Source organism: Streptomyces sp. NPDC050509, assembly GCF_044457965.1.
Lineage (GTDB): Bacteria > Actinomycetota > Actinomycetes > Streptomycetales > Streptomycetaceae > Streptomyces.
On record NZ_JBITHL010000004.1, the window covers coordinates 284,026 to 303,611 of the forward strand.

General features: G+C 70.4%; 16 protein-coding genes. 7 read left to right on the forward strand and 9 right to left on the reverse strand.

Annotated features, from left to right (window positions below):
- Positions 1–18: 18 nt before the first annotated feature.
- The 4 genes from ACIBJC_RS13705 to ACIBJC_RS13720 all read left to right on the forward strand — a co-directional run bounded on the left by ACIBJC_RS13705 (position 19) and on the right by ACIBJC_RS13720 (position 5,656).
- Positions 19–1,554, forward strand: coding sequence for an MFS transporter (locus tag ACIBJC_RS13705; protein ID WP_399291734.1), 1,536 nt, complete (start codon positions 19–21; stop codon positions 1,552–1,554).
- Between the two features lie 117 nt (positions 1,555–1,671).
- Positions 1,672–2,433 carry a DeoR/GlpR family DNA-binding transcription regulator gene (locus ACIBJC_RS13710; protein WP_399291736.1) on the forward strand — a complete coding sequence of 254 codons (762 nt, stop codon included), beginning with the start codon at positions 1,672–1,674 and terminating at the stop codon, positions 2,431–2,433.
- A 9-nt stretch (positions 2,434–2,442) separates the two neighbouring features.
- Complete coding sequence (gene pfkB / locus ACIBJC_RS13715) at positions 2,443–3,402, forward strand: 1-phosphofructokinase (protein ID WP_399291738.1); 960 nt, start codon at positions 2,443–2,445, stop codon at positions 3,400–3,402.
- Positions 3,403–3,487: 85 nt separating this feature from the next.
- A complete protein-coding gene (locus tag ACIBJC_RS13720) occupies positions 3,488–5,656 on the forward strand; it encodes a fructose-specific PTS transporter subunit EIIC (RefSeq protein ID WP_399291740.1) in 2,169 nt (722 codons plus the stop codon).
- Positions 5,657–5,770: 114 nt separating this feature from the next.
- On the opposite strand, the gene ACIBJC_RS13725 is transcribed toward ACIBJC_RS13720, so the two are convergent.
- Together ACIBJC_RS13725 and ACIBJC_RS13730 are read right to left on the reverse strand one after the other, a co-directional pair.
- A complete protein-coding gene (locus ACIBJC_RS13725) occupies positions 5,771–6,628 on the reverse strand; it encodes a DUF6227 family protein (RefSeq protein WP_399292326.1) in 858 nt (285 codons plus the stop codon).
- Positions 6,629–6,819: 191 nt separating this feature from the next.
- Positions 6,820–7,851, reverse strand: a complete 1,032-nt coding sequence (locus ACIBJC_RS13730) for a P1 family peptidase (protein WP_399291742.1) — start codon at positions 7,849–7,851, stop codon at positions 6,820–6,822.
- Between the two features lie 203 nt (positions 7,852–8,054).
- Between ACIBJC_RS13730 and ACIBJC_RS13735 the strand changes: the two genes are divergently transcribed.
- A complete protein-coding gene (locus ACIBJC_RS13735) occupies positions 8,055–8,282 on the forward strand; it encodes a hypothetical protein (RefSeq protein WP_399291744.1) in 228 nt (75 codons plus the stop codon).
- Positions 8,283–8,325: 43 nt separating this feature from the next.
- On the opposite strand, the gene ACIBJC_RS13740 is transcribed toward ACIBJC_RS13735, so the two are convergent.
- The 6 genes from ACIBJC_RS13740 to ACIBJC_RS13765 all read right to left on the reverse strand — a co-directional run bounded on the left by ACIBJC_RS13740 (position 8,326) and on the right by ACIBJC_RS13765 (position 14,745).
- Positions 8,326–8,766, reverse strand: coding sequence for an MscL family protein (locus ACIBJC_RS13740; RefSeq protein WP_399292327.1), 441 nt, complete (start codon positions 8,764–8,766; stop codon positions 8,326–8,328).
- Between the two features lie 291 nt (positions 8,767–9,057).
- Complete coding sequence (locus ACIBJC_RS13745; protein WP_399291746.1) at positions 9,058–9,567, reverse strand: hypothetical protein; 510 nt, start codon at positions 9,565–9,567, stop codon at positions 9,058–9,060.
- 370 nt (positions 9,568–9,937) lie between these two features.
- On the reverse strand, positions 9,938–10,771 hold the full coding sequence (locus ACIBJC_RS13750; protein ID WP_399291748.1) for an S-methyl-5'-thioadenosine phosphorylase: 834 nt from the start codon (positions 10,769–10,771) through the stop codon (positions 9,938–9,940).
- 173 nt (positions 10,772–10,944) lie between these two features.
- The gene (locus tag ACIBJC_RS13755) at positions 10,945–11,325 is read right to left on the reverse strand and encodes an FmdB family zinc ribbon protein (RefSeq protein ID WP_399291750.1); all 381 of its coding nucleotides are present in this window, start codon (positions 11,323–11,325) and stop codon (positions 10,945–10,947) included.
- 66 nt (positions 11,326–11,391) lie between these two features.
- Entirely contained in the window at positions 11,392–12,696 is a 1,305-nt protein-coding gene (locus ACIBJC_RS13760) for an MFS transporter (protein WP_399292329.1), read from the reverse strand.
- Between the two features lie 483 nt (positions 12,697–13,179).
- Complete coding sequence (locus tag ACIBJC_RS13765; RefSeq protein ID WP_399291752.1) at positions 13,180–14,745, reverse strand: potassium/proton antiporter; 1,566 nt, start codon at positions 14,743–14,745, stop codon at positions 13,180–13,182.
- Positions 14,746–15,058: 313 nt separating this feature from the next.
- Between ACIBJC_RS13765 and ACIBJC_RS13770 the strand changes: the two genes are divergently transcribed.
- Complete coding sequence (locus ACIBJC_RS13770; RefSeq protein WP_399291754.1) at positions 15,059–17,914, forward strand: penicillin acylase family protein; 2,856 nt, start codon at positions 15,059–15,061, stop codon at positions 17,912–17,914.
- A 24-nt stretch (positions 17,915–17,938) separates the two neighbouring features.
- Here ACIBJC_RS13770 and ACIBJC_RS13775 read toward each other — a convergent pair whose 3' ends face one another.
- Positions 17,939–18,562: a 5-formyltetrahydrofolate cyclo-ligase gene (locus ACIBJC_RS13775; protein WP_399291756.1), complete on the reverse strand. Its 624-nt coding sequence runs from the start codon at positions 18,560–18,562 to the stop codon at positions 17,939–17,941.
- Between the two features lie 101 nt (positions 18,563–18,663).
- On the opposite strand from ACIBJC_RS13775, the gene galU reads away from it, so the two are divergent.
- On the forward strand, positions 18,664–19,566 hold the full coding sequence (galU, locus tag ACIBJC_RS13780) for a UTP--glucose-1-phosphate uridylyltransferase GalU (protein WP_399291758.1): 903 nt from the start codon (positions 18,664–18,666) through the stop codon (positions 19,564–19,566).
- The last annotated feature ends 20 nt before the right edge of the window (positions 19,567–19,586 follow it).

The window sequence follows — 19,586 nt, forward strand, 5'->3', positions numbered from 1 at the left end:
CTCCCTAGCTTGTGCCCCATGAGCTCACCCACCACCTCTTCGGCAGCCCCGTCCCCGGCCACTGCCCCAGGCGTCCCCGGTGTCCCCGGTGTCCCTGGTGTCCCCGAAACGTCCTCGGGGCGGGGCCCGGAGGACGGCGACCGCCGCCGCTGGCTGGCCCTGGCCGTGGTCATGACGGCCGCCTTCATGGACCTGGTCGATGTCACCATCGTCAACATCGCGATCCCGAGCATCGAACGGGACCTCGGCGCCACCTTCGGGGCCATCCAGTGGATCACCGCCGGATACGCGCTCGCCTTCGCGGCCGGACTGATCACCGGCGGCCGTCTCGGTGACATATACGGCCGCAAGCGGCTCTTCCTGATCGGTATCAGCGGCTTCACGGTCGCCTCCGCGCTCTGCGGCTTCGCCACCGGCCCCGAGATGCTGGTCGGTTCGCGGCTGCTCCAGGGCGCGATGGCCGCGATGATGGTGCCCCAGGTGCTGTCGATCATCCATGTCACCTTCCCCGCCCACGAACGCGGCAAGGTCTTCGGACTGTTCGGCGCGATCGTCGGCCTCGGAGCCGTGTCGGGCCCGCTGCTCGGCGCGCTGCTCACCCAGTGGAACCTCTTCGGCCTCGAATGGCGCCCGATCTTCCTCATCAACCTGCCGGTCGGCGTGGCGGGGGTGCTGCTCGGCCGCAGGTTCATCGTCGAGTCCAAGGCGCCCAAGGCGCTCCGGCTCGACCTGGTGGGTGTGGTGCTGGTGACGGGAGCGCTGCTGATGCTGGTCTACCCCCTCACCCGCGGGCGCGAACTGGGCTGGCCGCTGTGGGGCCACATCTGCATGGCCGGCAGCCTCGTCGTCCTGGCGGTGCTGGTGGCGTACGAGCGGAGGAAGGCGCGCAAGGACGGCTCACCGCTGATCGAGCTGTCGCTGTTCCGGGTCAAGAGTTTCGCCGCGGGCGTCGCCCTCCAGCTCACCTTCGGTGTCGCGATGGGCATCTTCTTCCTGGTCTGGACGCTGTACATGCAGATCGGCCTCGGCTGGAGCCCGTTGCGCGCGGGGCTCACGGGGGTGCCGTTCTCGCTCGCCGTATCGGTCGCGGCCGGCCTCTCCGTACAGAAACTGGTCCCGCGCTTCGGCCGCAAGGTCCTCCAGACGGGCGCGCTGACGATGATCGCCGGGCTGCTGCTCTACATCGGCGCGGCCGGGCGGTACGGCCTGGAGATCACCTCCTGGCAGATGGCGCCGCCCCTGCTGGTCATGGGCGCGGGCATGGGCCTGATCGTGGCCCCGCTGACGGACGCGGTGCTCTCGGGCGTCCCCCGCGAACACTCGGGCTCGGCGTCGGGCCTGATCAACACCACGCAGCAGATGGGCAACGCGCTGGGGCTCGGACTGGTGTCGGTGGTCTTCTTCGGAGTGGTCGACGACCGGCCGGCGAACGCGATGCGCGTGGCCTTCGCCGACGGCTTCCAGCACGCCCTGTGGTGGGTTGCGGCCGTGCTCGCGGCCATCTTCACCATGATGTTCGCGCTCCCGGCCAAGGCGAGGGCCGAAGAGGGATGACTGAAGTGGATGACCGATCGTGTCCGCAGTTCGCCCGAATCTGTTTACTTTCTGGAAATGCGGGCGTAGCGTGTCGCCGAAACCACAGGTTCGGGCACGGAACGGACGTAAACCCACATGTACGCACCGGAGCGTCAGCAGGAGATCCTGCGCCTGGCCCGTGAGGGCGGACGTGTCGATGTGCTGTCGCTCGCCGAGCAGTTCCAGGTCACCGCGGAGACCGTACGGCGTGATCTGAAGGCCCTCGACCGGGCCGGCCTCGTCCGCCGCGTGCACGGCGGGGCCATACCGGCCGGGCGGATGGACTTCGAGCCCGACCTGGCCGAGCGTGAGTCCACCGCCGCCGACGAGAAGGACCGCATCGCGCACGCGGCGCTCGCGGAGCTGCCGCGGGACGGCAGCGTGATCCTGGACGCCGGTTCGACCGTCGCGCGGCTCGTGGCGGAGCTGCCGCTGGAGTGCGGGCTCACCGTCGTGACCCACTCCCTGCCCGTCGCCGCCCGCCTCGCCGACCACCCGGGGATCGACCTCCACCTGGTCGGCGGGCGGGTCCGCAACCGTACGCGTGCCGCCGTCGACGCCTGGGCGCTGCGGGCGTACGGGGAGATCCGCGCCGATGTCGTCTTCCTCGGCACCAACGGTTTCTCCCCCGAAGGCGGGCTCACCACCCCCGACCTCGCCGAAGCCGCGGTGAAGCGCGCTCTCGTCGGCGCGGCGCGGCGCGTGGTGCTGCTCGCCGACTCGGCGAAGCACGGCCAGGAGCACTTCGCGCGCTTCGGCACGCTCGCCGATGTCGATCTGCTCATCACCGACAGCGGGCTCAGCCCTTCGGATGTCGCGGCGGTCGAGGCCGCGGGCACCGAAGTGCTGTGTGTTTAGGAGCGCCGCATGATTCTCACCGTCACCCCCAACCCGAGCCTGGACCGTACGTACGAGGTCCCGTCCCTCGACCGAGGCGAGGTGCTGCGGGCCACGGCCGAACGCATGGACCCCGGCGGCAAGGGCGTCAACGTCTCCCGCGCCGTCGCTGCGGCCGGCCGCCGCACGGTCGCCGTGCTGCCTCTCGGGGGCGCCCCGGGGGCGCTGGTCGCCGAGCTGCTGGCCGGGCAGGGGATAGAGGTCGCGCCGGTGCCGGTCGCGGGGGCGACCCGGTCCAACATCGCGCTCGCGGAGCCAGACGGCACCCTGACCAAGATCAACGCGCCGGGCCCGGAGCTGACCGCGGCCGAGTCGGAGTCGCTGCTCGCCGTGGTGCGCACACAGATCCGCACCCACTCCGCCTCCTCCGCCTGGATCGCCTGCTGCGGCAGCCTCCCGCGCGGACTGGCCCCCGAGTGGTACGCCGAACTCGTCGCCGGCGCCCACCACGCCGGGGCGAGGATCGCCCTCGACACCTCGGGCCCCTCGCTGCTGGCCGCCCTGCGCGAGCGGCCGGACGTCGTCAAGCCGAACGCCGAGGAACTGGCCCAGGCCGTCGGCCGCCCCCTCACGACCGTCGGAGACGCCGTCAAGGCGGCGGAGGAGCTGCGCACGTACGGTGCGGCCTCCGTCCTCGCCAGCCTCGGCGCGGACGGCCAGCTCCTGGTCGCGGAGACGGGGACGTACTTCGGCTCCGCCACGGTCACCACGGTCCGCAGTAACGTCGGTGCGGGCGACGCCTCGCTCGCCGGGTTCCTGGCGGCGGGCGGCGAGGGCCCGGAGGCGCTCGCGTCGGCCGTCGCGCACGGCGCGGCGGCGGTGCAGCTCCCGGGCAGCGTGATGCCGGCGCCCGGGGACCTGGACCCGGCGGCGGTCACGGTGACCGCCGACATCCCGCTGGACCGCCTGCTCAGGGAGCCCGCCTCATGACCTCCTTGTTCTTCCCCGTCCTCCTTCCCGTTCCCCTTCCTCTTCTGGACCCGAACCGCGCGATAAGCGAGCAAAGGAGCCCGCGATGAGCGACATGATCACCGCGGACCTGGTCGACCTCGACCTGGCCGCCGAGACAAAGGAAGCAGCGGCCCGCTCGCTGGCCGAGCGAATGGTGGCCCTGGGCCGGGTCACCGACCTGGACGGCTTCCTGGCCGACGTGGCCGCGCGCGAGGCGCAGATGCCGACCGGGCTCGACGGCGGCATCGGCATCCCGCACTGCCGCAGCGCGCACGTCGGTGAACCGACCCTGGCCTTCGGCCGCTCGGCGCGGGGCATCGACTTCGGCGCCCCCGACGGGCCCGCCGACCTGATCTTCCTGATCGCGGCCCCGGCCGGCGCCGACGACGCGCACCTCACGATCCTCTCCGCCCTGGCCCGCCGCCTGATGAACGAGGACTTCACCACGGCGCTCCGCTCGGCCACGGACGCCTCGGCGACGGCCGCCCTGATCCGCGGCGAGGAGCCCACGACGACGGAACCCACGACGACCGCCCCGGCGGCGGCCGAACCGTCCAAGACCCCGGACGAGCCCGCGGGGAACGCCCAGGAGAAGGCGCCGGCCGAGGTACCGACGGCGAAGGCTCCGAAGGCAGAGACTCCGGCGGCAGTGACTCCGACGGCAGTGACTCCGACGGCGAAGGTTCCGACGGCGGAGGCACCGGCCGCCGGCGCCGCCGAGGATCAGGTCTTCCGGATCGTCGCAGTCACCTCCTGCCCCACCGGCATCGCGCACACCTACATGGCCGCCGAGGCTCTGGAGCAGGCCGGACAGCACGCCGGTGTCGAGCTCGTCGTCGAACCGCAGGGCTCCTCCGGCTTCAGTCGGCTCGACCCGGCCGTCATCGCCGCCGCCGACGGCGTGATCTTCGCGCACGACGTGCCCGTACGGGAGAAGGAACGCTTCGCCGGGAAGCCCACGGTCGACGTCGCCGTGAAGGCCGGCATCAACCGTCCCGCCGAACTGATCGCCGAGGTGCGCGGCAAGGCCGAGCGCGGCGAGGTCACCGGCGCGGGCGCCCACAGCTCGCCCGTGGACGACGCGGGGGAGCCGGGCGAGGGTTACGGCACCAAACTGCGCAAGTGGCTGATGTCCGGCGTCAGCTACATGGTCCCGTTCGTCGCGGCGGGCGGACTCCTCATCGCCCTCGGCTTCGCCATCGGTGGCTACACCGTCGACAAGGCTCCTTCCGTCGCCGAACACTTCGTCTGGACGGAGAGCATGAGCTGGGCCGCTCTGCTCTTCCAGATCGGCGGCCTGGCCTTCGGCTTCCTGGTGCCCGTCCTCGCGGGCTACATCGCGTACGGGATGGCCGACCGCCCCGGTCTCGTACCCGGCTTCGTGGGCGGCTCCATCGCCCTCACCATCAACGCAGGCTTCCTCGGCGGCCTCGCCGCCGGTCTGATCGCCGGTGGCGTGGTGATGGCGATCCAGCGGGTCAAGGTGCCCGCCGCGCTGCGCGGCATCATGCCGGTCGTCGTGATCCCCCTGGTCGCCTCCGCGGTCGTCGGATTCCTGATGTTCCTGGTGGTCGGCAAACCGATCGCCTCGCTCCAGGAGGCCCTGTCCGACTGGCTGTCCGGCCTCTCCGGGGCCAACGCGGTCATCCTGGGCGTCATCCTCGGTCTGATGATGTGCTTCGACCTCGGCGGCCCGCTGAACAAGGTCGCCTACGCCTTCGCCGTCGGCGGTCTCGCCAACCCCAACGAGGGCAGCCTGAAGGTCATGGCCGCCGTGATGGCGGCGGGCATGGTCCCGCCGCTGGCCATGGCGCTCGCCACGACCGTACGAGGCAAGCTGTTCACCCGTACCGAACGCGAGAACGGCAAGGCCGCCTGGGTGCTCGGCGCCTCCTTCATCACCGAGGGCGCGATCCCGTTCGCCGCGGCCGACCCGCTGCGGGTGATCCCGTCCGCGATGGCGGGCGGCGCGGTGACCGGCGCGCTCTCGATGCTCTTCGAGTGCACGCTGCGGGCCCCGCACGGCGGCATCTTCGTGATCCCGCTGATCGGCAACCCGTTCCTCTACCTGATCGCGATCGCGGCGGGTACGGCCGTCACCGCCGGACTGGTCATCCTGCTCAAGGGAGCCAGGAAGACCAGCCGCCCGGACCAGGCCGCCGACGCCGGAGCCACCGGCGCGGGCGGAGCGGACGGAGCCGGAGCGGAAGCCAAGGTGCCGGCGAGCGTCTGAGCCCCGCGCCGACCCACCCCGGTGCCCTCCCGGCAGGTCGTACGGTCCGTCCCACCCCTGGCGGGCCGTACGCCCCTTCCTCCCGGTCCGGTTCCCCTCAGCCCCGGCCGGCCCTCACAGGACCCGCGCGCGAAGCTCCATGGCTTCGCGCGCCGTCTGTTCGGCCTCGTACACCTCACACATGTGCCGACCGTCCGGCGTCGCCGTGTGCTCCACCTCCCACAGGCTCGTCTCGGTGCCGTCGATCAGCAGGAACGCGTGCTCGTAGAGCATGAACCCCGCGTCCTTGCCCTCGACCTGGCACTGCCGGCCGAAGACCTGCGTGATGTGATGCGCGAACGCCGTCTTCAGCAGCAGCTTGGTCTCCTCACCCGGGCAGTCCGCGTTCTCCGCCCGGCGCAGCACCCTGCGGGCGTGGTCCGGGGAGTTGTCGGGCGAGTAGAGCCGGTGCCGCGGCGTGGGCGCCGGAGCGGGCAGCGCACGCAAACCGCGGATCAACGCGAGATGAGCGTCGATCTCGGCCGTGCGCTCCGACTCCAGCTCCGCGAGCAGATCGGTCGCGAGATCGTCCAGGGCCGTCTCGCGATGTCGAGGGTCCTCCTCACGGAGATCGTCGTCCAGGCATCCTCGTTCTTCCCAGTACGCCTCGCCGTCCTGCCGGTCCGGATCGGCCGATGAAAGCCGCGGCGCCTCCGGGCTGCCCGGACGGCACAGGCGTGCCGCCGCGAGCTGGGCCTCGGATTCGTCCCCGTACAGCTCGTGCAGCCGCGCGCCGTCCCGGCCGGTGTTGTGCACCAGCTCCCACAGGCTGAACGCGCTGCCGTCGTTGAGCAGATAGGTGTGCCGGTACGTCTCGCGATGCAGCCCCGCACTGTGGTGCGCGGAACACAGCGAGCTGGCGTGCGCCAGCGCACGGTCGAGTCGATCGACCAGTGCGTCAGGCAGGTCGAAGGAGTTGAGTGCCCGACCCAGGAGTCGCTCGAGGTGCGTCTCGGTTGTCTCGTAGGGATCGTTCAAGATGGGTCTCCAGGCCGTCGCCACATGTCACTTGGTGATTGCATAACGTAGTGCCTAGGGCTGACATCGCGTCCTAAGTTTGGGAAAACGAAGGGGGCGTACGTGAAGTTCCCGCGCGCCTCTTGCCAACTCGTCGGACACTCCCCTCAGTCGAGCCCGTACAGCTCACGGTACGAAGGGAACGTCCCGCCAGGGCTGTCGACCCCCTCCGCCGCACGTACGGCCGAGACGATCGCCCTGGTCACCACATCAGCACCCGCTCCCAGTATCGCGTTGAGAGCGAGCAAATTCCCCTCGGCCAACGGCTGAACTCCCGTCGCCAGCGCGAAAACTGTGTCCCCGTCGTTGAGCAGATGCACGGGGCGGACGGCGCGCGCGATGCCGTCGTGCGCCGTCCCCGCGAGCTTCTGCGCCTGGGCACGGGACAGTTCGGCGTCGGTGGCGACGACCGCCAGGGTGGTGTTGAGCGGAGCGGGGCCGTTCCGCTCGCTCAACTCGGCCAGTCGCCGTTGCGCCGCCTGGTGTACCTCAGACGACGGGTACTCCGTACGACCGCTGAAGTAACGCCCGTACAGCACGCCGGTCAGCGGATCGACCACGGAGCCCGCCGCGTTGGCCACGACCAGCGCGGCGACGGTGATTCCGGAGTCCAGCACGGTACTCGCCGTCCCCACGCCGCCCTTGAGCTGTCCGGCGAGGGCGCCGACCCCCGCGCCCACACAGCCCTCCGCGACCGGCGCCCCGCCCTCCGACGCTGCCGCCGCCTCCACCGCCGCACGCCCCGTCGCCGCGTCGGGCCGGATCCGCCAGTCGCCGCCGCGTCCCAGGTCGAAGATGCCCGCCGCCGGGACGACGGGAACCACCTGACCCGGGTCGGGGCCGACCCGTATGCCGCGCCCGCGCTCCTCCAGCCAGGCCATCACGCCGGACGCCGAGTCGAGCCCGTACGCGCTGCCGCCCGTCAGCACGACGGCCTCCGTGCGCTGGACGATATTGCGTGGGTCGAGTGCGTCGGTCTCCTTCGTGGCCGGCCCGCCGCCCCGTATGTCCACGGCGGTGACCACCCCGCCCTCCGGGGCGAGTACGACGGTGGTGCCGGTGAGCGCGCGATCCCCGGCCACCTGGGCGTGCCCTACCCGGAGGCCCGCCACGTCGGTGAGTGCGTCATTCGATGCCATGAACCCAATGCGTACCACGTGCCTCGGGCAGTGAGGCGCTGGACGCCGGAGAACCGGCGGAGGAGGGCGGAGCGTGGGGCGGCGGAGGCGACGGTGGGGCGGGAGGCGGGCCGCGCGCGCGTCGGCCGATCCCGGGCGCGGGCGCCGTCCACCGTTCGTCCACGCACGTCCCGGCTCCGTACGCGCCCCCGTACCCTGGGGGTATGAGCACCGCCCCCACCCCCGAGCCGGCCCCCGCGGAGCAGCCCTCGGAGCCCCGGCGGCCGACCGGGCCCCCGCGCCCGCCCACCGCGCTGGTCTTCGACGATCCGCTGGACCAGCAGTCCTCGGACGACACCGACGACGGCTGGGGGGAACGCGCCGCCGGAAGCGGCGGCAGCGCCGCCGATCTCGCCCGTTTCCTCGACGAGAAGCCGCCCCACCACATCTGAGCCGAGCGCCCCGGGCGGGGCGCCGCTCCAGCACGGCCCGCCGCTAAGGCGTGCTCTGTCCCGGGCCGTTCTGCCCCGAGCCGCGCTGCGCGACCAGGGTGTCCCTGATCTCCTTGAGCACCTCCAGCTCGCTGACCTCCATGACCTCCTGGACCTCTTCCTTGGCGGCCTGCTGCCTGGCGCGCCGGGCGAGGTACTTGGCCATCGGCAGCACCATCAGGAAGTACACGACGGCTGCCGTGATCAGGAACGTGAGAACCGCGCTCAGCACCGTTCCCCACATGATCGGAATGCCCTTGACGACCTCGCCGGCGTCGTTCGTCTCGCACGGCGACTTGAGGCACGAGCTGTACTTGTTCAGATCCTGCGTGCCGAACGCGCCGACCACCGGGTTGATGACGCCCTTGACGACCGCGGTCACCACGTTGGTGAACGCTGCCCCGATAACCACCGCCACCGCGAGGTCGATCACGTTGCCGCGCATCAGGAAGGCTTTGAAGCCTTCGAGAACGCTCTCCTTCTTCTCGCTCACGAGTGAGCCTTTCTTCACATGTGCTGTAGGGGTGACAATCTGTCCCGCAACCTACGGCAGCGCGTGCCCGCGCTGTCCAATCCGCACACGCGATCAGGCGACGTAGCAGCTCGCCAGTACGAGTCCGCGCAGCGCGGACCAGCTCCGCCCCGGCCCGGAGCAGCCGCCCCGCAACCGGCCGCACCCGCGTCGCGACGCCCCGCACCACCCGACTCCGCACTACCCGACTCCACACCGCACGGATCAGCACAGCGTCACCGCCAGCTGTGAGGTGGCGCTCGCGCCGACCAGCGCCGTGGCGGTGGCGCGCGGCACGGACAGCACGATCAGCGCCCCGCCGTCCGAGGAGATCTCCGGAGCCTTGGGGACATCGGAGACCCGGGCGCCCACAGCCACCACACGCGCCTCGGGCCCGCCCTCCCCGATCCCCGCCGACCCCGGTGGCGGTGCCGCGGACGCGATCACATCGACGCGGTCTCCCCGGCGCAGCAGCCGGACCGTAGCCGCGTCGGCGATACGCACGGGCGCGGACACCATCCTCACCGGCCGAGGCGCCCGTTGCCGCCGGGGCGGCGGCGAGGACGCCAGGGCGCCCGCGGCGGCCTCCGCACGGGCATCGGCGCCCGCGGTCCCGCCGGCCGCGCCACCCGCTCCGGCGGCGGCCAGCGCGGCGGCCGTCACGGCCAGACCGGCCGCCGTCGCCCGCCGCCGTTTCATCAGAGCCCTGCGCAGCCGCTGCCGCGATCCACCCACGCGCAGCGGGGCGAAGGGTGGCACCTCGCGCGGCTCGGGCGCGGCACCGGACGGAAGAAAAGGGGGAAGCGGGGAGAACGACGAGAGCGGGGACGGGGGAGGCGCGGGCGCGCGGGAGGGATCATGCGCGAACGAACGGGACATGGCGAACACCGCCTGACGTGAGAAGTTCTGCGATCGCTCCTCACGATGCACCGCCCGGCGAGATCCTGCTGCGGCCTGTGGATCAGTTCCCGATTGTGGATAACTCCCTCACCCGCAAGGGTGGTTCAGGGCTCCGCCCGGCGAATTTCCCCGCGTCCGCGCATGGTCCGAGCGGGAGCAGGGCAATCCAAGATCAAGGCTCGGCGGGAATCAAGGCACAGCGGGATCAGGGCAGTTGAATCCCGGTGTCCATCCCGTCCAGCGCGTGCGCACACAGACAGTCACGTGTCTCGTTCGACGGCAGTCCGGCCACGGCGTCGAAAAGCACGGTGCGCAGCCGGTCCACATTGGAGGCGAAGACCTTGAGGACCTCTTCGTGGGAGACCCCCTCACCGGCCTCGGCCCCCGCGTCCAGGTCCGTCACGAGCGTCATGGAGGTGTAGCAGAGACCCAGTTCACGAGCGAGTACGGCCTCGGGGTGACCGGTCATCCCGACGACCGACCAACCCATCGCCGCATGCCAGCGCGACTCCGCCCGGGTGGAGAAGCGCGGGCCTTCGATGACGACGAGCGTTCCGCCGTCCACCGGCTCCCAGTCGCGCCCCCGCGCCGCCGCCAGGGTTGTCCTGCGCCCTTCGGGACAGTACGGATCGGCGAGCGAGACATGGACGACTTTGGAGGCGCTGCCGTCCGGCAGCGGCAGCCCGTCGTAGTACGTCTGGGCACGGGCCTTCGTACGGTCCACCAGTTGATCGGGTACGAGCAGTGTGCCCGGGCCGAACTCCGGCCGCAGTCCGCCCACCGCGCACGGCCCCAGGACCTGCCTCACGCCGACGGAGCGCAGGGCCCACAGATTGGCGCGGTAGTTGATGCGGTGAGGAGGGAGGTCGTGCGAGCGCCCGTGCCGGGGCAGGAACGCGACCTTCCGGCCGGCGATCTCGCCGAGGAAGAGAGAGTCGCTGGGCGGTCCGTACGGGGTCTCCACCTGGACTTCGGTCACGTCCTCCAGAAAGGAGTAGAAGCCGGAGCCACCGATCACGCCGATCTCTGCATTCGCCATCCGATCACACTAGCCGGACTCGCCGACCCGCACCTGGTACGGGCCCGTCGGGACCACGGAGGCAGGTCCCGTACGTGCACGGAGGCGGATCCGTACGTGCACGGAGGCGGATCCGTACGCGAAGGACCCCGACCGTACGGAACGGCGGGGCCCTGGCGGTGAAAGGAGGAAAATCAGGCGGCCGACGAGCCGCTGGAACTGCTCGACGAGCCGGAGCTCGAAGAACTGGACCCACCCGAGGAGGATCCGGAGCTCGAAGACGAGGACGAGGCGGACGCCGCGGCCTTGGTGGAGTCCGAGGACGGCTTCGCACCCGAAGCGCCGGACCCGGAGGACCCCGAGGAACTCGCCGCCGCGGGCGCGCTGCTCGACGACGAGCCACGGCTGTCGTTGCGGTAGAACCCGGAGCCCTTGAAGACGATGCCGACCGCGGAGAAGACCTTCTTCAGGCGTCCTTCGCAACTCGGGCACACCGTGAGGGCGTCATCGGTGAACTTCTGCACCGCCTCGAGGCCCTCGCCACACTGGGTGCACTGGTACTGGTAGGTCGGCACTTGCTCCTCCTGGCACTCTCACTCAATGAGTGCTAACGACGCTCCATAGTGACGTATTCCGAGCGATCAGTCCACTGTCACCGGCGTGCGGTGACTCATCCCACGCGCGCTGACCCGTCCCGAGGCCTTCGGGGCGAGCCGCGAACGCAGCGCCACGAGGGTGGCCAGGGCCAGCGCCGTGCCCACGAGCGGGACCAGGAATCCGGCGCTCGCGCCATGGGCGTCGGCCAGTTGTCCGGCGGCGGTGACCGCTGCCGCCTGCCCGAGCGCGACCGCGCCGGTCAGCCAGGTGAAGGCCTCGGTGCGCGCCGAGGCGGGCACCAGCGACTCGACCAGCGTGTAGCTCGTGATCAGCGCGGGTGCGATGCAGAGGCCGACCAGCAGCCCGAGGCCGGCGAGCAGAGGTACCGAGTGCGCCGTCCAGAGCACGGAGGCGGCCAGGGCCAGTGCCGCGTACCCGACCAGCAGCCTGCGCCGCGGCCCTGTCTTCCAGGCCACGGCGCCGCAGACGAGGCCGGCGAGCATGTTGCCCGCCGCGAAGATCCCGTAGAGGAGGCCGTTCACACCGGGGTCGCCGATCTCCTCGGCGAACGCGGTGAGAGAGACCTGCATACCGCCGAAGACCGAACCGATCCCGAGGAGGGCCACAGCCAGTACGCGTACGCCGGGCACGGAGAGCGCGGATACGCGCGGCCCGGGGGAGCCGTCCGCCCCGCCGTGCTGGGCCGACCGGGGTTCCGTGGCGCGCTGGGCCGCGAAGAGCAGCCCGCCCACCAGCGTGAGGGTGGCCTCGGCGATCAGTCCGGCGGCCGGATGGATTCCGGCGCAGAGCGCGGTCGCCAGCACAGGGCCGATGACAAAGGTGAATTCGTCCGTCACGGACTCGAAGGCGGCAGCCGTCGGCAGCAGGGACGAAGAGTCCCGGGCACCCGGGCCCGGGCCTGCGTCCGAACCCGAGCCCGGGCCGGGACCGGGGGCCGGGGCGGAGGGGCCCAGCAGCGCTGCCCAGCGTGCGCGGACCATGGGGCCGATCTGCGGGACGGAGGCGCCGGTCGGGAGGGCCGCGGCGAACAGCGCCCAGAGCGGAGCGCCCCCCAGCGTGAGCGCGACCAGCGCCGCCACGGACGCCGCGTGGATCATCACGCCCGGTACCAGGACGGCACGCTGCCCGTACCGGTCCGCGAGCTTGCCGCTCTGCGGGGCGAAGAGTGCCATGGACACACCGGTGACCGCCGCGACGGCACCAGCAGTGCCGTACGAGCCGGTGGTGTGCTGGACAAGAAGGACGATGCCGATCGTCAGCATCGCGAAGGGCTGTCGTGCGGCGAAGCCGGGGATCAGGAATGTCCAGGCACCGGGGGTGCGCAGCAGCCGTCCGTAGCCCGGGCGGGGCGTCGCGCCCTCCGCCTCGACAGCGCCGGTGTCTGCGCCGGTGTCGACCGTGTTGCGGGACACGGCCCATGCCTTTCTGCCACCTGGTAGCGCGCCCCTGTACGGCCTCCGTCGGTCACGGGGGCGGGCGCAGCCGAGAGCTGTCCTCTTGCGCGGAACTGCGGTAGATACCAGGGCCCACTGAGGGGACAGCCACGGCCGCCATACGGTCGCGCCAGCACTGCGTCAGGCAGAGTTGGTCGATCAGTAGATGCAGATGTTGGATGCAGACGTTCAGATGTAGATGTCAGATGCAGGTGTGCAGTGTCAGATGTCGCAACAGTTGATCACCTGCGCCTTCATCGTACAGGCACCTGTTCCTGTGTGCCTGAGAAAGCCCGATCACAGCGAGTGCAGGCCTGTGATTGCCCAGCGCTCATCGTGCACCCTGCGCCCCGCGCCCGTCTCACGCCCACCGGGCGGTCACGGGAGCTTGCCGCCCGCGCCCGCTCCCGTACCCACACCGTTGCCGGCGCCGTTGCCCGTGCCCAGCCAGCCGGCCAGCTTTCCGCCCTGTCCGACTGCCCGAAGTCGCCGCTCCGCCGCGTCCCGTACCGGATCGGTCGCCACCACGAGCAGTTCGTCGCCGCGGCGCAGCACGGTCGCGGGGAGCGGTACGAAGCTCTTCTCGTCCCGTACGACCAGGGTCACCGCGGACCCCGGTGGCAGTCGCAGTTCCGCCACCTCCACGCCGTGCATCTTCGACCCCGCGGGGATCGCCACGGAGAGGAGGTGGCCGCGCAGCCGTTCCAGCGGTGCCGACTCGATGCCCAGGTCGGAAGCCTCGGAGGAGCGCCCGAGCCGCAGTGCCTTCGCCAGCCACGGCAGCGTCGGCCCCTGCACCAGCGTGTACACGACGACCAGGATGAAGACGATGTTGAAGATCCGCAGACTGCCCTGCACCTGCGAGACCATCGGGATGGTCGCCAGGATGATGGGCACCGCGCCGCGCAGTCCCGCCCACGACATCAGGGCCTGCTCCTGCCAGGGGATCCGGAAGGGCAGCAGGCTGATCAGGACGGACAGCGGCCGGGCCACCACCGTCAGGACCAGGCCGACGATCAGGGCGGGCAGGAAGTCGTCGCCCAGTTCGTGCGGTGTCACCAGCAGGCCGAGCAGGACGAACATGCCGATCTGCGCGATCCAGCCCAGCCCCTCCGCGAAGCCGCGGTTCGCCGGGGCGTGCGGCAGTTTGGAGTTTCCGAGGATCATGGAGGCGATGTAGACGGCGAGGAAGCCGCTGCCGTGCGCCGTGGCGCCGACCGCGTACGCCGACACCGCGATGGCCATCACAGCGATCGGGTAGAGCCCGGAGGCGGGCAGTGCCACGCGCTTCAGCCCGAAGGCGCCCGCCCAGCCGACCGCGAGCCCGATGACCGCGCCGATCGCCAGTTCCAGGACGATCTCGCCGACGAGGAGGTACCAGTGCTCGACCGGCCCCGCCGCCGAGAGCGCGACCACCATGATCACCACGGGGGCGTCGTTGAACCCGGACTCGGCCTCCAGCACCCCGGTGACCCGGGACGGCAGCGGCACCCTGCGCAGCACGGAGAAGACCGCCGCCGCGTCCGTCGAGGAGACGACGGCCCCGATGATCAGCGCCTGCCGCCAGTCCAGGCCGATCAGATAGTGGGCGGCGGACGCGGTGACGCCGACGCTCACCGCGACCCCCACCGTCGACAGGGCGGCGGCGACGGGCAGCGCCGGTTTCACTTCCTTCCACTTGGTGCCCAGGCCCCCCTCGGCCAGGATCACCACCAGTGCGGCGTAGCCGATCACCTGGGTCAGTTCGACGTTGTCGAACTTCACGTGGAAGAGGCCGTCCTGCCCTATGACGACACCGATCCCCAGGTACAGCAGCAGGCTGGGGAGGCCGCTCCGGGACGAGATCCGGACGGCGGCGACCGCGATCAGCAGCACGAGCGAGCTGATGAGCAGCAGTTCATTGAGATGGTGAACAGACAGCGGCCGATCCTTCCCCTCGCGCACGCCGGATCGTTCCTCCGGGAGCCGGTACTTCGTTACCTTACCTAATCTTTAACGTTTTCTTGACGCTTTCGATCGCCAGTACGAGCGTTGATGTGATTTCCATCGCGGTCGAGGGGTGCGCCAGGCGTACGGGGCGGTACGACAGGGGCGAAGCGTGGTGAATTCGTCGAGGAATCCATGTGTCAATCTCTGTGTGATCATTTTGTGATCGTCGGATCAGTCGCACTACATGACACCGCGTCGGGGGCGCGGAACCCCTGCGCCTATGGTTGCTCCAGCATTCCAGGACCACCCTGCCCCTCGAAGGACAGCGATGCCCGCCAACACAGCCCCCCCTTCCGTCAAAAAGAAGGGGCGACGCGCCCGTCTGATCGTGATCGTCCTGGTGCTGGCGCTTGTCGCGGGTGTCGGTTACGGCGCGTTCTGGGGCGTCAGTACGGTCCGAGCCTCATTCCCCCAGACCGCGGGGACCGTCACGCTCAAGGGCCTGTCAGGCCCCGTGGACGTCCGGCGCGACAGTTACGGCGTCCCCCAGATCTACGCGAACAGCGACACCGACCTGTTCCGCGCGCAGGGATACGTCCAGGCGCAGGACCGCTTCTGGGAGATGGACGTACGGCGGCACATGACCGCCGGCCGGCTCTCCGAGATGTTCGGGAAGGGGCAGGTCAAGACCGATACCTTCCTGCGCACCCTGGACTGGCGCGGAGTCGCGCAGCGCGAGTACGACACCGAGCTGTCGGCGGAGACCAAGAAGAACCTCCAGGCGTACGCGGACGGGGTCAACGAGTACCTCAAGGGCCGCGACGGCAAGGACATCTCGGTCGAGTACGCGGCCCTGAGCTTCACCAACGACTACACGCCGCAGAAGTGGACCCCGGTCGACTCGGTGGCCTGGCTCAAGGCGATGGCCTGGGACCTGCGCGGCAACATGCAGGACGAGATCGACCGTTCGCTGCTGACCAGCCGCCTGAGCGAGCAGCAGATCAAGGACCTGTACCCGTCGTACCCGTACGACCGGAACAAGCCCATCGTCAGCGAGGGCGGGATCGACCCGGTGACGGGCACGTACGACCCCGAGGCCGAGCCCACCGGCGACAGCACCGGCACCGGCGCCGGTACGGGCACAGGACTCGGCAGCGGTACCGGTACCGGCACCGGCTCGACCATCGACGGCACAGGCACAGGCACAGGCACAGGCACAGGCACAGGAACGGCCACGGGCTCCAACGTCTCCCTGCGGTCCTCCAGCGCCGCCGGCGCCGCGCAGGGCCTCGAAGCGCAGCTCGGCGCCCTCTCCAGCACCCTGGACGAGATCCCCGCCCTGCTCGGCCCGAACGGCAGCGGCATCGGCTCCAACTCCTGGGTCGTCTCGGGCGAGTACACGACGACTGGCAAGCCGCTCCTCGCCAACGACCCGCACCTCGCGCCGCAGCTCCCCTCGCTCTGGTACCAGATGGGACTGCACTGCCGCAGCGTCTCGCCGACCTGCAAGTACGACGTCGCCGGCTACACCTTCGCGGGGGTGCCCGGAGCGATCATCGGCCACAACCAGAACATCGCCTGGGGCTTCACCAACCTCGGTGCGGACGTGACCGACCTGTACCTGGAGAAGGTCAGCGGCGACACGTACCAGTACGGGTCGCAGAAGAAGAAGTTCAAGACCCGTCAGGAGACCATCAAGGTCGCCGGTGGCACGAGCAGGAAGATCACGGTCCGTTCGACGGACCACGGTCCTGTGGTCTCCGACCGCGACGGCGAGCTGGAGAAGGTCGGTGAGAAGGCCCCGGTCGGCGATGTCGCCCCGGACCGCGGCACCGGCTACGCGGTCTCCCTGGAGTGGACCGCGCTCCAGCCCGGCAAGTCCATGGACGCCGTTTTCGAGCTCAACAGGGCCGAGGACTTCACCGGCTTCCGCAAGGCTGCCGAGCACTTCGAGGTTCCCTCGCAGAACCTCATCTACGCGGACACCAAGGGCAACATCGGCTACCAGGCACCCGGCCGGATCCCGATACGCGCCGAGGGCGACGGCACGATGCCGGCGCCGGGCTGGGACCCGAAGTACAAGTGGAAGGGGTACATCCCCTTCGACGAGCTGCCGTACGAGTACAACCCCGAGCGCGGCTACATCGTCACCGCCAACCAGGCCGTCGTGAACGCGGAGAAGTACCCGTACCTGCTCACCGAGGACTGGGGCTACGGCGCCCGCAGCCAGCGGATCAACGACCTGATCGAGTCGAAGACCAAGGACGGCGGGAAGATCTCGACCGACGACATGCAGACCATGCAGATGGACAACAGCAGCGAGATCGCCAAGGTGCTGATGCCCTACCTGCTCAAGATCGATGTCTCGGACCCGTCCATCCGCGAGGCGCAGAAGCTCCTCGAAGGCTGGGACTACACCCAGGAGCCCGACTCGGGTGCCGCCGCCTACTTCAACGCGGTCTGGCGCAACGTCCTCAAGCTGGCCTTCGGGAACAAGCTTCCCAAGGAGGTGCGCGTCAAGGACGAGTGCCTCAACGTGCGCCCCGCCGACTCGACCGGCCCGGCGGACGGCCTCGACCAGCTCGTACGGGAGTGCGGCCGGCGCGACCCCGACCAGGCGCAGCCGGACGGCGGCGACCGCTGGTACGAGGTGGTGCGCAGCATCGTCAAGGACGAGGACAACGAGTGGTGGAGCTCTCCGAAGAGCCGCAAGGACACCGCCACGACGACGCGTGACGGGCTCCTGGAGCGCGCTATGAAGGACGCGCGCTGGGAGTTGACGGCCAAGCTCGGCAAGGACGTCTCCAGTTGGAGCTGGGGCCGTCTGCACCAGCTCCAGTTGGAGAACCAGACCCTCGGCACCCAAGGGCCCGGTTTCCTCAAGGAGATACTCAACCGCGGCCCGTGGAATCTCGGCGGCGGCGAGGCGTCGGTCAACGCCACCGGCTGGAACGCGGCGGGCGGCTACGAGGTCGTCTGGGTGCCGTCCATGCGGATGGTCGTCAACGTCGGTGACTGGGACAAGTCCCGCTGGATCAACCTGACGGGCGCCTCGGGGCACGCGTACAGCGCGCACTACACCGACCAGACGGAGAAGTGGGCCAAGGGCGAACTGCTGGACTGGTCCTTCACCCCCAACGCGGTGCAGAGCAGCACGAAGGACACGCTGACGCTGGAGCCGTAGCGGGGCAGGCGCCTCCGGCCCGCCTCACGAGCCGGTCCGGCCGGCGGCGGTGCCGAAGCGTCTGACGCCCTCCGGTGTCACCACGGCCTGTACGGGGTGGTCGTGCGGTTCCTCCGGGACCCGCGCGACCACCTCGTTCGCGTACAGGAGCACCACCAGCGCCGGCGCGGCGCCCGCCCGCGCCAGCCGGCTCAGGACCCGGTCGTACGAGCCGCCGCCCCGGCCCAGCCGCATCCCGCGCCCGTCCACCGCGAGACCGGGCAGCAGGACCGTCTCCGCCGCCAGGACGGCCTCCGGGCCCTGTCGGGTCCCGTCGGGCTCCAGCAGTCCCCGTCCGGCCCGTACAAGCCGTTCTGCGCCCTCGTAGGGGGCCCAGTCGAGATCGTTGTCGGCCATCAGCACCGGCAGCAGGACCCGGACGCCCCGTGCGCGCAGCGCGTCGAGCAACGCGCGCGTGCCCGGCTCGCGTCCGACCGACACGTAGGCGGCGACGGTGCGGGCGCGGGTGAGTTCCGGCAGATCCAGTGCCCTCCGTGAGAGAACCTGCGCGGCCTTTCGTACGTCTTCACTGGAGAGAAGGCGGCGCGCGGCGAGGAGTTCACTTCGCAGAACGCTCTTTCCCGGCGTGTCGGGCAGGTCGGCGCTCACGGGGCATCACAAACCTCTCGTACCTCGCCTATGGGCTTGTATGAGGCGAAAGTTAACCGGAGCATCATCTTCCGCCCATAAGCACCGGATAGGCTCCCGGCATGACTCATTCGCCCTCCAGGATCACCAAGGCTGTCATCCCCGCCGCAGGCCTCGGCACCCGGTTCCTCCCCGCCACCAAGGCCACGCCCAAGGAGATGCTGCCGGTCGTCGACAAGCCGGCGATCCAGTACGTGGTCGAGGAGGCGGTGGCCGCGGGGCTTTCCGACGTCCTCATGGTCACCGGTCGCAACAAGCGCCCTCTTGAGGACCACTTCGACCGGAACTACGAACTGGAGCAGGCGCTGACCCGCAAGGGCGACGCCGGGCGCCTCGCGAAGGTCCAGGAGTCCAGCGACCTCGCCACCATGCACTACGTGCGCCAGGGCGACCCCAGGGGCCTCGGACACGCCGTCCTGTGCGCCGCCCCGCACGTCGGGGACCAGCCCTTCGCGGTCCTGCTGGGCGACGACCTGATCGATCCGCGCGACCCGCTGCTCGCGCGCATGGTCGAGGTCCAGGAGCGGGAGGGCGGCAGCGTCATCGCCCTCATGGAGGTCGATCCGGCACAGATCCACCTGTACGGCTGCGCCGCCGTGGAGGCCACGGGCGATTCCGACGTGGTCAAGGTGCACGATCTGGTCGAGAAGCCCGACGCCGCCGACGCCCCCAGCAATTACGCCATCATCGGCCGCTACGTGCTGGACCCCGCCGTCTTCGACATACTGCGCACGACCGAGCCGGGCCGCGGGGGTGAGATCCAGCTCACCGACGCCCTCCAGCAGCTCTCCGCGGACGAGAAGGTCGGCGGACCGGTCCACGGCGTCGTCTTCCAGGGCCGCCGCTACGACACCGGTGACCGGGGCGACTATCTCCGTGCCATTGTCAGACTCGCGTGCGAACGTGAAGACCTGGGCCCGGACTTCCGGGCCTGGCTCCGCAGTTACGTCAGCGAGGAGATGTAGCACTTGAGCAGCACGGCAGA